We start from the raw sequence: 13,826 nt of genomic DNA, 5'->3' as shown, positions 1-13,826 counted from the left end.
GGCAGGCCCGCGGCCTGGTCAGATGCTGCCCACCACCTTGCGCGGGGTGATCCGGACCACGACGCGCTCGTCGTCGGTGATCCCCGCCGGGTTGAAGTCCGCGTACAGCTTGCCGGTGTACTTCCGCGACAGCTCGTCGATCAGCTCCTGCCCGCCCTCGGTGCTCAGCGAGGCGGTGCCACGGACCTCGGCGTAGGTGTACGGGGCGTCGAAGGGCTGCACCACGACCGAGACCCGGGGGTCCCGGCGGAGGTTCTTCTCCTTGCGGCGGCCGACGGTCGTCGAGATCAGCAGATCGTCGCCGTCCCGCTTCACCCAGACCGGGGAGGCCTGGGGGCTGCCGTCGGGCTGGACGGTCGTCACGGTCACGAAGACCGGGGTGTCCAGGAGCTGCTTGAGGTCGTCGGACAGGGTGGCGGTCACAAGGGGTCCTTCCTGCGGGCCGTTCCGAGGAACACGAGTACTCCGATGCTCCCCCCAACACCCGTGCGGCGCCCGGCATTCCCGCGCCATACGGGGGAATGCCGGGCGCCGCGTCCGTCGCCCGGGGCCCTGCGGGACCGGTCAGGCCGTACGGAAGACGATCGCCGTGGCGACCGCGGCCAGGCCCTCGGCCCGGCCGGTCAGCCCCAGTCCGTCCGAGGTCGTGCCGGAGACCGAGACCGGCGCTCCGACGGCCGCCGACAGCGCCTTCTGGGCCTCGTCCCGTCGCTTGCCGACCTTCGGGCGGACGCCGATGACCTGCACCGCGACATTGCCGATGGTGAAGCCCTCGGCCCGTACGATCCGCGCGGCCTCGGCCAGCAGCGTCACACCGGAGGCGCCGGACCACTCGGGGCGGCTGGTCCCGAAGTGCGCGCCCAGGTCGCCGACACCGGCCGCCGAGAACAGCGCGTCGCAGGCGGCGTGGGCGGCCACATCGCCGTCACTGTGGCCGGCCAGGCCGTAGCCGTCGCTCTCCGCGGCGTCCCAGAGCAGCCCGGCGCACCACAGCTCACGGCCCTGCTCGAAGGCGTGCACATCCGTGCCGATGCCGACGAGCGGGAGAAGGGGGGCGGCGGGTGCCGGCTCAGACATAGCCATCGGTGGCCCTCCTGCGGGCGAGTACGGCCTCGGCCAGGACCAGGTCCAGCGGCCGGGTCACCTTGAATGCCTCCTCGTGGCCGGGGACGACCACGACGGGCGAACCGAGCCGTTCGACCAGCCCGGCGTCGTCGGTGGCGCCCTCGCCCTCGACGACGGTGTCATGCGCCTTGCGCAGGGTCGCCAGGTCGAAGCCCTGCGGGGTCTGCACGGCGCGCAGCAGGGCCCGCTCCGGGGTGCCGACCACCGGCTCGGGGGAACCCTGCGGCTGCGGATCGACCTGCTTGACGGTGTCGGCGAGCGGCAGCGCCGGGACGACGGCGGGCGCACCGGCGCGTACGGCGGCGACCACCGCGTCGACCGTGTCGACCGGGACCAGCGGCCGCGCGGCGTCATGCACCAGCACGACGTCGATGGTGTCCGGGAGCGCCGCCAGACCGAGCTGTACGGACTCCTGGCGGGTCTCGCCGCCGGGGACGACCTCGAGCTCGGTGCGTTCGGCGAGCGGATGCTCGTGGAGGAGGCGGCTGACCTCGGCGGCGCCGTCGGGCGGGGCGACCACCACGATGAGGGAGACGGCACGTGACGCGGCCATCGCGCGGACGGCGTGCACCAGCATGGGAGTGCCGCCCAGGGTGCGCAGTGCCTTGGGGGTGCCGGGACCGAGCCGGACACCGCGGCCGGCGGCGGGAATCACCGCGGCGGTACGGACCGGGCGGGAGGGATCTGACATCGATGGCTCCGGAGTCCGGGGCGAGCCCGGAATTGACGCAGACAGGTTTGTTTCCTCGGGCGAGGTGGGTATGGCCTGGGCGTGCCCCCTACGGGGGGAGTGCCGGGCGCGACGCCTTGACCGGACCCTTCCGTGACATCGGTCGAGACTGCTGCCCGGGCCCGGCACGTCACAGGGGGGCGGTGGTTCTCACCGAGACCAGCTGGTCGCCCCCCGTGGTTCCGTCGCAGCACCCGCAGATATGCCGCAGCGCCCGGCAACAGACCGCTCCCCTTCGGGAGTCGATCGTCACTCGGGCACCGCGGCATTGCTACGTCGTCGCTGCGTTGGATCACTGTGCGCTGGATGTCGCCAACGCTGGACATGGCCAACGCTTGAGCGTCGTCAGGACGCGAGTACCTCGTCGAGCAGGGCCTCGGCCTTGTCCTCGTTGGTGTTCTCCGCGAGGGCGAGCTCGCTCACCAGAATCTGGCGCGCCTTCGCGAGCATCCGCTTCTCACCGGCGGAAAGTCCGCGCTCACGCTCACGCCGCCACAGGTCGCGCACCACTTCGGCAACCTTGATCACATCGCCGGAAGCGAGCTTCTCGAGATTTGCCTTGTAGCGACGGGACCAGTTCGTCGGCTCTTCGGCATACGGTGCACGAAGCACCTCGAAGACCCGGTCCAGCCCGTCCTGACCAACCACGTCGCGCACGCCGACGAACTCCGCATTGTCCGCTGGCACACGAACAGTCAAGTCGCCCTGGGCGACCTTCAGCACCAAGTAGGTCTTGTCCACGCCTTTGATCTGGCGAGTTTCGATGGCCTCGATCAGCGCGGCCCCGTGATGGGGATAGACCACGGTGTCGCCAACCTTGAACGTCATGTGACAGGTACCCCTTCCGTGGCTATCCATGCTAACACGGGAACGGACCGTTCTGAATGGCGTTTTCGCAGGTCAGGGCATATCTCGGGGCTTGACAACAGTGACCGGAACGTGCTGCGAGGGGGCTCCGGAAGCGGGTATTCGCAGGTCGGAGGGGCTGCACGGGTGAGCGGAAACATGCCCGTCACACACCGGGAACTCGATGATCGACAGGCCGAACGTCCCGTTTTGCACGGATCCACACGAGCGAGTTCCGCTACTCCGTTCGGCTGCTCATGGGCCTCTCGGGGCCGATTCTCGAATTGATCACGAACCGGCGGCCGAAGAGTGTGATCAATTCCGCGAGCCCTTCACATTCCCTGCGAATACTGCTTTTCCCCGGAAGGAAACCAGCCGCTCGCCACCCGAACGGCCGCATGCCGAAAATTCATGCCCGTTCTTGATGAACGTTCTCGCACTCTGCTTCTCGGGGTCTCCGGCCGCGCTTCTCGGGGTCTCCGGCCGCGCGGCCGGCTTTCCCGTCCGGACCGCGTCGCGGGGGGCGGTGTAACGGTGCCCGGACGGCGGTGGCGGGCCGCTGATCACGCTGGGGGCGGGTCGGGTGCGGCGGCGCGAGGGCGGCTCGGTAACCTAGCGGCGCTGACACACCCTTAGGGCGGCTTTACGCACCCGTCGTCATGACGCGTACGGAGCGCCGCCCCAGCCGTCCATCCGCGACCGGGCACGAACGTTCGGCCGCCGTAGCTCGTCAAGGAGATGCCGCCGCCGTGAGCCGCAGCCTTCGACGCGGCGTCCTCGCCGCCACCGTCCTTTCGCTCTCGATCGCCACGCTGTCCGCGTGCGGGGCCGGGAACGACGCCCAGACGCTGGAGGTCAAGCCGGACAACGCCGCGACCTCCGTGGGCGACATCAAGATCCAGAACGCCAACGTGATCACCCAGCCCGAGGTGGACGCCAAGGGCCCGGCCGTGATCTCCGCGACGGTGTTCAACAGCGGTGCCAAGGACCAGAAGCTGACCGCGATCTCCGTCGACGGCACCGGCCAGACGGCCAAGCTCTCGGCGGCGGACCACGGCTCCGGCCCGATCACCGTGCCCGCCGGCGGCTCCGTCGTGATCGGCGGCGAGGGCAACCCCTCGGCCGTCCTCGCCAGCGGCCGGGAGGCCGTCCAGGACGGCAATGCGCAGCCCCTGACCTTCAAGCTGAGCTCCACCGGCCAGGTGAAGATCGACGCCTTTGTCGTCCCGGCGAAGAACTACTTCGAGGGCTACGGGCCCTCGAAGGTGCCGTCGCCCTCCGGCTCGCCGTCGCCGTCCGGTAGCGGCAAGCCCTCGGAGCCGGGCAGCAAGGCCTCGGGCTCGGCCTCCCCGTCCGGTACCGCCAAGCCGGCGGAGGGGGCGCACGCCGGCCACTGAGCCGGCGGCGCACGCCGTCACCACTACGCGTCAGGGGCGCCCCTCCGGATCGGAGGGGCGCCCCTGACGCGTACTGCCGCGGCCGCACACGGCGACGCACCGCTGCGCTGCGGCTCAGCGGTGCACGGCCTGCCGCACGGACGGTTTACGGCTCGAACTTGTAGCCCAGGCCGCGGACCGTGACGAGGTAGCGGGGGGCGCCCGGGTCGGGCTCGATCTTGGCGCGCAGCCGCTTGACGTGCACGTCCAGGGTCTTGGTGTCGCCCACGTAGTCGGCGCCCCAGACCCGGTCGATGAGCTGCATACGGGTCAGCACCCGGCCGGCGTTGCGCAGCAGCATCTCCAGGAGGTCGAACTCCTTCAGGGGCAGATCGACCTTGCCGCCGGCGACCGTGACGACATGGCGGTCCACGTCCATCCGGACCGGCCCGGCCTCCAGGGCCTGCGGGGCGACCTCCTCCGGCTCGCCGCGGCGGCGCAGCACGGCGCGGATACGGGCGACCAGTTCACGGGAGGAGAAGGGCTTGGTGACGTAGTCGTCGGCTCCTATTTCCAGGCCGACGACCTTGTCGATCTCGCTGTCCTTGGCGGTCACCATGATGACCGGGACGTTGGAGCGGCCGCGCAGCTGGCGGCAGACCTCGGTGCCGGGCAGGCCGGGCAGCATCAGGTCCAGCAGCACGAGATCGGCGCCGTTGCGCTCGAACTCGTCCAGTCCGTCAGGGCCCGTAGCCGCGATGGCGACCTCGAAGCCCTCCTTGCGGAGCATGTAAGACAGTGCGTCGCTGAACGATTCCTCGTCCTCGACGACAAGCACTCGGGTCACGGAAGGACCTCCGGGGCTGGGTGAGCAGGGAGCGGATCGTTGAAGGTCTCGTACGGGCGGTCCTCGTCGTCGAGGCCCTCCGTGGAGAGGTCGGCGGGCCGTTCGCGGTCGCGTACGGACCCGGCTTCCGGGAGACGCAGGGTGAAGGTGGAGCCTTGTCCCTCAGCGCTCCACACCGTGACCTCCCCGCCGTGCGAGGCGGCCACATGCTTGACGATGGCGAGGCCGAGGCCGGTCCCGCCGGTGGCGCGCGAGCGCGCCGGGTCGACACGGTAGAACCGCTCGAAGACGCGGTCCCGGTCCTTCTCGGATATCCCGATGCCCTGGTCGGTCACCGCGATCTCGATCAGGTCGCCACCGGGCGCGGAGACATGGCGTCCGGCGATCCCGACGCGGGTGCGCGCCGGGGAGTAGTTGACGGCGTTCTCGACGAGATTGCCCAGGGCCGCGGCGAGCTGGCCCCGATTGCCCCAGACATGCAGGTCGGCGGTGCCTCCGGCGGCCATGGTGATCTGCTTCGCGCCGGCCTGCTGGCGGCAGCGGTCCACCGCCTCGGCGACCAGCTCGTCGACCCGGACCGGCTCGGCGTCCTCCAGCGGGTTGTCGTTCTGCACCCGGGAGAGGTCGATGAGCTCCTGGACGAGGTTGGTCAGGCGGGTGGCCTCGTTCTGCATCCGGCCGGCGAAGCGCTCGACGGCCTCGGGGTCGTCGCTGGCGTCCATCACGGCCTCGGAGAGCAGCGACAGGGCGCCGACGGGTGTCTTGAGCTCATGGCTGACGTTGGCCACGAAGTCGCGGCGGACCGCCTCTATGCGGCGGGCTTCCGTGAGGTCCTCGACCAGCAGCAGGACGAGCCGGGAGCCGAGCGGGGCGACTCGGGCGGAGACCGCGAGGGCGTCGCCGCGGCCGGTGCCGCGGCGCGGGAGATCCAGCTCGACCTGGCGTATCTCGCCGTCCCTGCGGGTGTCGCGGGCCATCTGCATCATCGGCTCGACGGCGAGCTTGCCGCCGCGGACCAGCCCGAGGGCGTACGCGGCGGAGCTGGCCTTCACGACGGCGTCGGCCTCGTCGAGGACCACGGCGGAGGAGCGGAGCACCGAGAGCACGGTGTCGACCCCGGGCGGCAGCACGGCGTCCGTGTGCAGCGAGCTGCGGGTGGGTTTGGCCTGGTCGCGCTCGCTCCAGCGGAACGCCAGCATGGCGAAGACGCCGGTGCACAGCCCGGCGATCGCTGCCACTGCGGCGACGGCCGCATCCACGTTCATGACTCCAGGTTATGCGCCGGGTCGGACACTTCCCCAGCCGTGCGAGGCCCTGCTCGAACAGCCGTCGCCCAGAGTTCACCGTGGCGTCCGCGCGGGTTCACTCCGGAGGCCGGTGCGAAGCGTGCGGCCGCCCACCGGATGTCCCTAGGGAAACCGGCGCGAGCGGGCCGCTGGTCCGGGGCGGGGCCAGGTGAACCGCCCGGCCGGTCCGCGGGCGGCGATTGCGTCGCCCAGAGTTCACCTTCACGTCGGCACCGGTTCACCCCCGGTGGCACCGCAGGTCGCGCGCTGCCCGCAGGGTGAGGGTGCGGGTGCCGGATCGGTTCCGCACCGGCGCGACCGGACACCCTGAGCGACCGCGGGCGAGAGCGCCTCCGGAGCACGGCACCGCGGAGTACCGGCTCCGCGGAGCATCTCTCCGGGGTACGGCCGCGCGGGCACCGGCCGTGAGAGCGTGGGCACAGGTCACCCTGCACCCCGTTCCACCTCCCCCACCCACGCCACACCACCACATCGAAGCGAGAGAAGGTCACAGATGCGGGACGCGTACCACGAGGAGCTGGATTCGATCGGCGAGGGCCTGGTCGAGATGGCCCGGCTCGTCGGCTCCGCGATCGGGCGCGCCACCACGGCGATACTCGACGCGGACCTCAAGCTGGCCGAGAACGTCATCGCCGCCGACGAGAAGGTCGACGACCTCCAGCGCGACCTGGAGGCCCGGGCGATCGCCCTGCTGGCGCGGCAGCAGCCGGTCGCCACCGACCTGCGGATCGTCGTCACCTCGCTGCGGATGAGCGCCGACCTGGAGCGCTCCGGCGACCTGGCCCAGCACGTGGCCAAGCTGGCCCGGCTGCGCTTCCCGGAGACGGCCGTTCCGCAGGACCTGCACGCCACCATCCTGGAGATGGGGCAGCTGGCGCAGCGCCTGATGGCCAAGGCCGCCGAGGTCATCATCACCAAGGACGTCGACCTCGCGCTGCAGCTGGAGCAGGACGACGACGCGATGGACACCATGCACCGCACGCTCTTCCAGCACCTGATGGACGACCGCTGGAAGCACGGCATCGAGACGGCCGTGGACGTGACCCTGCTGGGCCGCTACTACGAGCGCTTCGCGGACCACGCGGTCTCCGTCGCCAAGCGGGTCGTCTACCTGGTGACCGGCGAGCACGCCGACGAGATCGCCCCGCCGACGGCGGTCGAGGGCGCATAGCGACAGCGGCGGGCGGAGGGAACGAGTCCGCCCCATGAGCCACCGTGCGCCGTTGACGTGTGCTTCCACGCGCCGTTGACGCGCCTCGTCACCCGGGCTTGCAATGGGCGGCAGGTGACCCCTAGGAGGCAATGCATGGCACCCATGGCGGACTCCCCGAACACCGCGGCTCACGACGCCCCGACGGCTGTCGAGCGCCCGCGGCTCCCCCTGCTCGGCGCCTGTGGCTGCGGCCCCGGCTGCAGCTGCGGCTGCCAGTCGGGCGGACCGTGCCAGTGCGGCGGCGGCTGCTAGCGACCTCGACGGCACAGCGCCACGGCGGCCCCGACCGGACTTCTTCCGGTCGGGGCCGCCGCCGTATTCCTGAGCTGCGGGTCTCCCCTCAGGGGCCGCCGCCGGGCCGGGTCACACGATGAGCGACAGCGGATGGATCTCGTCCGCCTTGTGGCCGGCGCGCTCGTGGATGCGCTGCACCGCTCCCGCCGACGGCGCTTCCGACAGACAGAACACTTCACCGGACTCGGTGTCGGCCCAGGCGTGCTCGAAGGTCACGCCTTCCTCGCCCTGAATGGCGAGGTCGGCCCGGTGTGCCTCGTTGAGCTGGTCGGCCGTGAGGCCCTTCATACCGTGATGGATGTCCATGAACTTGGGCATCGGGCTCATCCTTCCGGTTGCAGACGATCAGTGCCCCCGGCGCTCCCCTGCGCCCCTCCCTCCATGCTGCCCCCGGAGGCCGCGGGCTTCGCCCGCACAGCTCCGCTCCCGGTGCGCGGCCGCACCCGGCCCGGCCGGATGCGACTCTTGCAGCCGAACTCCCCGGGGCCGGCTCCCCGGCCGCCGCCCTGAACCCGGTCACCGGCCCACGGGCGGTCAGATGTCGTACGGCTTCTTGGTGTTCCAGTTCAGCACGTCGGCCTCGTTCCAGGTGAACTGCGGCTTCTCGCCCTTGATGTCGACGGAGTAGAAGGGGCCGTCGTGACCGTCCGCGCCGCGCAGCGCGAGGGAGAACGACTGCGCCGTGTGGTTCTTCGAGCCGTAGTCGAAGAGGTTCACCGCGCTGTATGCCTTGCCGCCGGGCTGGAGCGTGATCTGCTTGCCGCCGCCCGCGTTGTCCTTCTTCGAGTGCGGCAGTGCGGTGCCGTCGACGTCGCCGAGCTTCACGGCCGGGTACGAGGTGACCCAGCAGGGCTTGGTGCCCTTGTTCGACGCGGTGACCAGCAGGTGGTCGCCCTGCTGCCCGGCGAACCGGTGCACCGCAGTGAGCAGCATCTCGTCGCCGCGGCACTGCTGGGCGCCGGCCGTCGTGCCCTTGCTCCCGGCCTCGCCCGTCCCGCCCGACGCGGTCGTCGAAGCCGCGCCCTCCTTGGCGTCACCGCCGCTGTTGGCCTGCGTGCCGCCCTTGCCGTCCCCGTTGGACGCGGACGGGCTCTGCGCGATAGCGGCGGCACCACTGTCGCCGCCCGCCGCCTTCGAGCCGCCGTCGGCGCCGCCGCAAGCGGTCAGGCCCAGCGCCAGTGCGGCGGTGACGGCGGCCAGGGTGGCGGTACGAATCCGGGAAGTACGCATGATCGGGGTCCCCCTGTGTTTCGTGCGGGAATTTCTTCGGCCGTTCCCGCGGTGTGGACACCACCTTTCCCGGGGCCGCTGACGTTCCGGAAACGCCTCACTCACGTCCCGCAAACGAACCGCGCGAACGGGTGAGGCCGAGCCGCGGGCGGCCTGGAGCCCAGTGCAGCACCGAGCCCCCCGCCCGCCGGAAAATCCGCAGGCAGGGGGCTCGGAAGCGTCGGGCCTACTTCTTCTTGCCCTGGTTCTTCACTGCCTCGATGGCGGCCTTGGCGGCCTCCGGGTCGAGGTAGGTGCCGCCGGGCTTGACCGGGCGGAAGTCGGCGTCCAGCTCGTAGGCGAGCGGGATGCCGGTGGGGATGTTCAGGCCGGCGATGTCCTCGTCGGAGATGCCGTCGAGGTGCTTGACCAGGGCGCGCAGGCTGTTGCCGTGCGCGGCGACCAGGACCGTCTTTCCGGCGCGGAGGTCCGGGACGATGCCGTCGAACCAGTACGGGAGCATGCGGACGACGACGTCCTTGAGGCACTCCGTCTGCGGGCGCAGCTCCGGCGGGAGGCCGGCGTAGCGCGGGTCGGAGAACTGGGAGTACTCGGCGTCACGGTCGAGCGCGGGCGGCGGGGTGTCGTACGAGCGGCGCCAGAGCATGAACTGCTCCTCGCCGAACTCGGCCAGCGTCTGCGCCTTGTCCTTGCCCTGCAGCGCACCGTAGTGGCGCTCGTTCAGCCGCCAGCTGCGGTGGACGGGGATCCAGTGCCGGTCGGCGGACTCCAGGGCCAGCTGCGCGGTGCGGATGGCGCGCTTCTGGAGGGAGGTGTGCACTACGTCGGGGAGCAGGCCGGCGTCCTTGAGCAGCTCTCCGCCGCGGACTGCCTCCTTCTCGCCCTTCTCGTTGAGATTGACGTCCACCCAGCCGGTGAACAGGTTCTTCGCATTCCACTCGCTCTCGCCGTGGCGGAGGAGGATCAGCTTGTACGGTGCGTCGGCCATGGCGTCGAGCGTAATCGACATCCGGAACCGGCCCTTCGCCGGTCCAGGACGTGGGCTTCCCGACGGCGTTTGACGCTTCCCGTCAATTGAGTGGCGACCGGAGCCGGTCCCTCAGTAGGGTGCGACAGTCGCTCGCGCCACTTACACACGCATCTCTTCCGCGTCCCGTCGCCCACCCTTACGGCGCCCGGGGCGCGGCCGCACCGCCCGCCTCCCTGACTGCCCGCCTCCCTGCCACGCACCGCCTGACCATTCGACGGGGGAAATGTCATGTCCGCATCCACATCCGGGCCCACCAGGCGGGCCGGTCTCCGGCAAGCCGTCGTGGAGAGCGTCTCCGGCCTCCCCCGGCAGTTCTGGTGGCTGTGGACCAGCACCCTGATCAACCGGCTGGGCGCCTTCGTCGCGACCTTCCTCGCCCTCTATCTGACCGTCGAGCGTGGCTATTCGGCCTCGTACGCGGGCCTGGTGGCCGCGCTCTACGGCCTGGGCGGAGTGATCTCGTCCGTGGGCGCCGGGGTCATGGCCGACCGTCTCGGCCGCCGGCCCACGATGCTGATCGCGCAACTGTCGACGGCGGCGTCCGTGGCGCTGCTCGGCTTCATGACGGACCCGGTCGCCATCGCGGCGGTGGCGGGCCTGGTCGGCCTGGCGACCAACGCCTCCCGCCCCGCCGTCCAGGCGATGATGGCGGACATCGTCGCCCCCGAGGACCGCGTCCGCGCCTTCTCCCTCAACTACTGGGCGATCAACCTCGGCTTCGCCATCTCCTCCACCGCCGCCGGACTCATCGCCGAGCACGGCTACTTGACCCTCTTCCTGGGCGAGGCCGCGCTCGTCCTGGCCTGTGCGCTGGTCGTCTTCTGGAAGCTCCCGGAATCACGCCCCACCCCGGGCACACCGGGCGGGCCGGACGACGCCGACGGCGGCGGCCCGGCCCCCGCACCGGTCTCCATGCTGACCGTCCTGCGCGACGGCCGGTTCATGACCGTCGTCGGCCTCAACCTGCTGCTCGCCCTGCTCTTCCAGCAGGCCTATGTCTCGATGCCCGTGTCGATGGGTCAGGACGGCTTCTCCAGCACCGACTTCGGCATGGTCATCGCGGTCAACGGCGTCCTCGTCGTGCTGTTGCAGATCCCGGTGACGCGCTTCATCGAACAGCGCAGCCCGGCCATGCTCCTCATCGGCTCCGCCCTGCTCGCCGGCTACGGCTTCGGGCTGACCGCGCTGGCCGGCTCGGTCGCCATGTACGCGGTCGCCGTCACCGTCTGGACCCTCGGCGAGATCATCAACTCCCCCACCCAGATGGGCCTGGTGGTGCGCCTGTCCCCGCTGCACGGCCGCGGCCGCTACCAGGGCATGTACTCCCTGTCGTGGTCCGTCGCCTCCCTGACGGCCCCTCTGCTGGGCGGTCTGGTGATCGACCACTACGGCGCCGATGCCCTGTGGGCGGGCTGCGCGGCTATCGGCACGCTGGCCGCGCTGGGATATGGGCTCCTGCTCCGGGGTCTGCCGGCGCAGACGGGCGCGGGGGCTGGGGCGGTGGCCGGGAGTCAGGCGGTCACGGCAGCGGGGCAGTCGGCCACGGCACCGGTGCAGTCGGCCACGGCCAAGGGGCAAGCGGCCTCGGCCACGGCCGCGCAGGAGCCGTCGGAGCCGGTGGCGTGACGGGGCAGTCGAGGCGCCCGGGCCCTGGTGTGGTCGCGGAATTCGCTCCGCTCCCCCGCCCGGCCCGGCCCTGACCGCACCGCCGGCCCTGACCGCACCGCCGGCCCGCCCACCGTACGGCTGGACCTCGCCCGTCGTACGGCTAGACGGAAGGCCGCTGGGTCAGATGCGCGAAGGCGTCGAGGTTGCGGGTGGACTCACCGCGGGACACCCGCCAGGCGTACTCCTTGCGGATCGCCGTGGCGAAGCCCATCTCCAGCAGGGTGTTGAAGCTGCCGTCGGCGTTCTCCAGGACCGTGCCGAGGATGCGGTCGAGTTCGTCGGGGGTGACGGCGGCCAGCGGGAGCTTGCCCACGAGGTAGATGTCGCCGAGCTTGTCGATCGCGTAACTGACGCCGTAGAGGCGGGTGTTGCGTTCGAGGAGCCAGCGGTGCACGGCCTCGTGGTTCTCGTCGGGGTGGCGGACGACGAAGGCGTTGATGGAGAGGGAGTGCCTGCCGACGATGAGCGAGCAGGTCGTGGAGAGCTTGCGGGTGCCGGGGAGCTTGATGACGTAGGTGCCGTCGGAGGGGGTTTCCCATTCGAGGCCGGCGTCCTTCAGCGTCTGCTCGATCACGGTCTGCGCGGTCGCACCGGCGGCCACGGCCGTCCCGGCCCTCCCCTTGCCCGTCTCGCTCACACCGTGCTCCTCGCCCGTGTCACCCATGGAGCGATCGTAGGTGACGGCGGTGCTCCTGCATGGCGTCGGTGTAGACGTCGCCGGTCGCCGCGGCGGCGGTGTCCCAGCCGAAGGACTGGGCGTGGCGGGCGGCGTCGGTGCCCATCCGGGCGGGCAGGGCCGGGTCCGCGACGAAGCGGGCGAGGGCACGGGCGTAGTCGGCCGGGTCATGGCCGGCGACGAGGAAACCGCTGACGCCGTCGCGCACCGCCACCGGCAGACCGCCGACCGCGGCCGCGATGACAGGCGTGCCACAGGCTTGGGCCTCGATGGCGACCAGACCGAAGGATTCGCTGTACGAGGGCATGACCAGCACGGATGCGGCGCGGTACCAGTCGGCGAGCTGTTCCTGGCCGACCGGCGGGCGGAACTGCACCAGATCCGCGATACCGAGCCGGGCGGCCAGCTTCTGCAGGCCCTCGGGCTTGGCCAGCCCGCTGCCGCTGGGCCCGCCGACCACGGGCACCACCAGACGGGAGCGCAGCGAGGGGTCCTCGGCCAGCAGCGCGGCGGCCGCACGCAGCAGGATGTCGGGGGCCTTCAGCGGCTGTATGCGGCCGGCGAAGAGCGGAATGACCGCGTCCTGCGGCAGGCCGAGGCGGGCGCGGGCGGCGGCCCGGCTCTCGGCGACCTCACCGCCGGTGGGCCGGAAGCGGTCGAGGTTGACGCCGGGGTGCACGACGGCGACCTTGCCGCGCTCGGCCTCGTAATGCCGTACGAGCTCGTCCGCCTCCTCGGCGGTGTTGGCTATCAGCCGGTCCGCGGCCCGGACGATCTGGGTCTCGCCGATCACCCGGGCGGCCGGCTCGGGGGTGTCACCTACGGCCAGCGCGGCATTCTTGACCTTCGCCATGGTGTGCATGGCGTGCACCAGCGGGACGCCCCAGCGCTCGCCGGCCAGCCAGCCGACATGGCCGGAGAGCCAGTAGTGGGAGTGCACCAGGTCGTAGTAGCCGGGGCGGTGGCCGGCCCAGGCCTGCATCACGCCATGGGTGAAGGCACACAGCTGGGCGGGCAGCTCCTCCTTCGCCAGGCCCTCGTACGGACCGGCGTCCACATGCCGTACGAGAACGCCGGGGGCGAGCTCGACGGCGGGCGGGAGGGTGCCGGTGGTGGCGCGGGTGAAGATCTCCACCTCGATGTTGATCGAGGCGAGCTTCTTGGCCAGCTCGACGATGTAGACGTTCATGCCGCCGGCGTCGCCGGTGCCGGGCTGGTGCAGCGGGGAGGTGTGGACGCTGAGCATCGCCACCCGGCGCGGGCGGCGCGCGCTGCCGGGCAGCCGCAGCCGGGCCTGGCCCGGGAACTGGCCATGGGAACGACTGCGGAGCCGGGACACGTATTGGCTCACGTCGAACTACCTCCTAGGCGGGGCGGGCGGCGCGCCTCCGAACCCGTCCAACAACGGACCCCGGCGATCCATTTCCGTCCGGCACGCGCTCCGCGTACTTTGCCAAAGCGTGACCAAGCGGGGTCCGGCGGGA

At 71.3% G+C, this 13,826-nt stretch carries 14 protein-coding genes; 3 read left to right on the top strand and 11 right to left on the bottom strand.

The genetic code is table 11. From position 1 onward, the window contains the following. Nucleotides 1-18: 18 nt before the first annotated feature. From NUT86_RS24370 to NUT86_RS24355, 4 genes are all read right to left on the bottom strand, one after another. Nucleotides 19-423, bottom strand: a complete 405-nt coding sequence (locus tag NUT86_RS24370; protein ID WP_018089764.1) for a PPOX class F420-dependent oxidoreductase — start codon at nt 421-423, stop codon at nt 19-21. 141 nt (nt 424-564) lie between these two features. Then, complete coding sequence (ispF, locus tag NUT86_RS24365; RefSeq protein WP_018089765.1) at nt 565-1,077, bottom strand: 2-C-methyl-D-erythritol 2,4-cyclodiphosphate synthase; 513 nt, start codon at nt 1,075-1,077, stop codon at nt 565-567. Continuing rightward, on the bottom strand, nt 1,070-1,816 hold the full coding sequence (gene ispD, locus NUT86_RS24360) for a 2-C-methyl-D-erythritol 4-phosphate cytidylyltransferase (protein ID WP_018089766.1): 747 nt from the start codon (nt 1,814-1,816) through the stop codon (nt 1,070-1,072). The genes ispF and ispD overlap by 8 nt, the downstream gene beginning before the upstream one ends. Before the next feature lie 384 nt (nt 1,817-2,200). Then, nucleotides 2,201-2,683 carry a CarD family transcriptional regulator gene (locus NUT86_RS24355; RefSeq protein ID WP_003953493.1) on the bottom strand — a complete coding sequence of 161 codons (483 nt, stop codon included), beginning with the start codon at nt 2,681-2,683 and terminating at the stop codon, nt 2,201-2,203. A 767-nt stretch (nt 2,684-3,450) separates the two neighbouring features. Between NUT86_RS24355 and NUT86_RS24350 the strand changes: the two genes are divergently transcribed. Continuing rightward, nucleotides 3,451-4,098 carry a copper chaperone PCu(A)C gene (locus NUT86_RS24350; RefSeq protein ID WP_148592027.1) on the top strand — a complete coding sequence of 216 codons (648 nt, stop codon included), beginning with the start codon at nt 3,451-3,453 and terminating at the stop codon, nt 4,096-4,098. Nucleotides 4,099-4,243: 145 nt separating this feature from the next. Here the strand turns inward: NUT86_RS24350 and NUT86_RS24345 are convergent, their stop codons facing one another. Both NUT86_RS24345 and NUT86_RS24340 read right to left on the bottom strand, forming a co-directional pair. Beyond that, entirely contained in the window at nt 4,244-4,924 is a 681-nt protein-coding gene (locus NUT86_RS24345) for a response regulator transcription factor (RefSeq protein ID WP_018089768.1), read from the bottom strand. Next, a complete protein-coding gene (locus tag NUT86_RS24340; protein WP_274737520.1) occupies nt 4,921-6,189 on the bottom strand; it encodes a sensor histidine kinase in 1,269 nt (422 codons plus the stop codon). The genes NUT86_RS24345 and NUT86_RS24340 overlap by 4 nt, the downstream gene beginning before the upstream one ends. A 535-nt stretch (nt 6,190-6,724) precedes the next feature. On the opposite strand from NUT86_RS24340, the gene phoU reads away from it, so the two are divergent. Then, a complete protein-coding gene (gene phoU, locus NUT86_RS24335) occupies nt 6,725-7,402 on the top strand; it encodes a phosphate signaling complex protein PhoU (RefSeq protein ID WP_018089770.1) in 678 nt (225 codons plus the stop codon). A gap of 405 nt (nt 7,403-7,807) precedes the next feature. On the opposite strand, the gene NUT86_RS24330 is transcribed toward phoU, so the two are convergent. From NUT86_RS24330 to NUT86_RS24320, 3 genes are all read right to left on the bottom strand, one after another. Then, nucleotides 7,808-8,056 (bottom strand): SCO4226 family nickel-binding protein, encoded by a 249-nt coding sequence (locus NUT86_RS24330; RefSeq protein WP_274737519.1) that lies wholly within the window; start codon nt 8,054-8,056, stop codon nt 7,808-7,810. Between the two features lie 216 nt (nt 8,057-8,272). Further along, the gene (locus tag NUT86_RS24325; RefSeq protein WP_274737518.1) at nt 8,273-8,968 is read right to left on the bottom strand and encodes a DUF4232 domain-containing protein; all 696 of its coding nucleotides are present in this window, start codon (nt 8,966-8,968) and stop codon (nt 8,273-8,275) included. Between the two features lie 226 nt (nt 8,969-9,194). After that, complete coding sequence (locus NUT86_RS24320; RefSeq protein WP_018089773.1) at nt 9,195-9,956, bottom strand: phosphoglyceromutase; 762 nt, start codon at nt 9,954-9,956, stop codon at nt 9,195-9,197. A gap of 270 nt (nt 9,957-10,226) precedes the next feature. Between NUT86_RS24320 and NUT86_RS24315 the strand changes: the two genes are divergently transcribed. Next, on the top strand, nt 10,227-11,624 hold the full coding sequence (locus NUT86_RS24315) for an MDR family MFS transporter (protein ID WP_274737517.1): 1,398 nt from the start codon (nt 10,227-10,229) through the stop codon (nt 11,622-11,624). 142 nt (nt 11,625-11,766) lie between these two features. On the opposite strand, the gene NUT86_RS24310 is transcribed toward NUT86_RS24315, so the two are convergent. Further along, nucleotides 11,767-12,330 carry a YbjN domain-containing protein gene (locus NUT86_RS24310; RefSeq protein WP_202466922.1) on the bottom strand — a complete coding sequence of 188 codons (564 nt, stop codon included), beginning with the start codon at nt 12,328-12,330 and terminating at the stop codon, nt 11,767-11,769. Next, entirely contained in the window at nt 12,323-13,693 is a 1,371-nt protein-coding gene (mshA, locus tag NUT86_RS24305; RefSeq protein WP_026169653.1) for a D-inositol-3-phosphate glycosyltransferase, read from the bottom strand. The genes NUT86_RS24310 and mshA overlap by 8 nt, the downstream gene beginning before the upstream one ends. Between the last annotated feature and the right edge of the window lie 133 nt (nt 13,694-13,826).

The organism is Streptomyces sp. G7(2002) (assembly GCF_028870195.1).
GTDB lineage: Bacteria > Actinomycetota > Actinomycetes > Streptomycetales > Streptomycetaceae > Streptomyces > Streptomyces nigrescens.
This window is presented reverse-complemented; position numbering and strand designations above follow the sequence as displayed.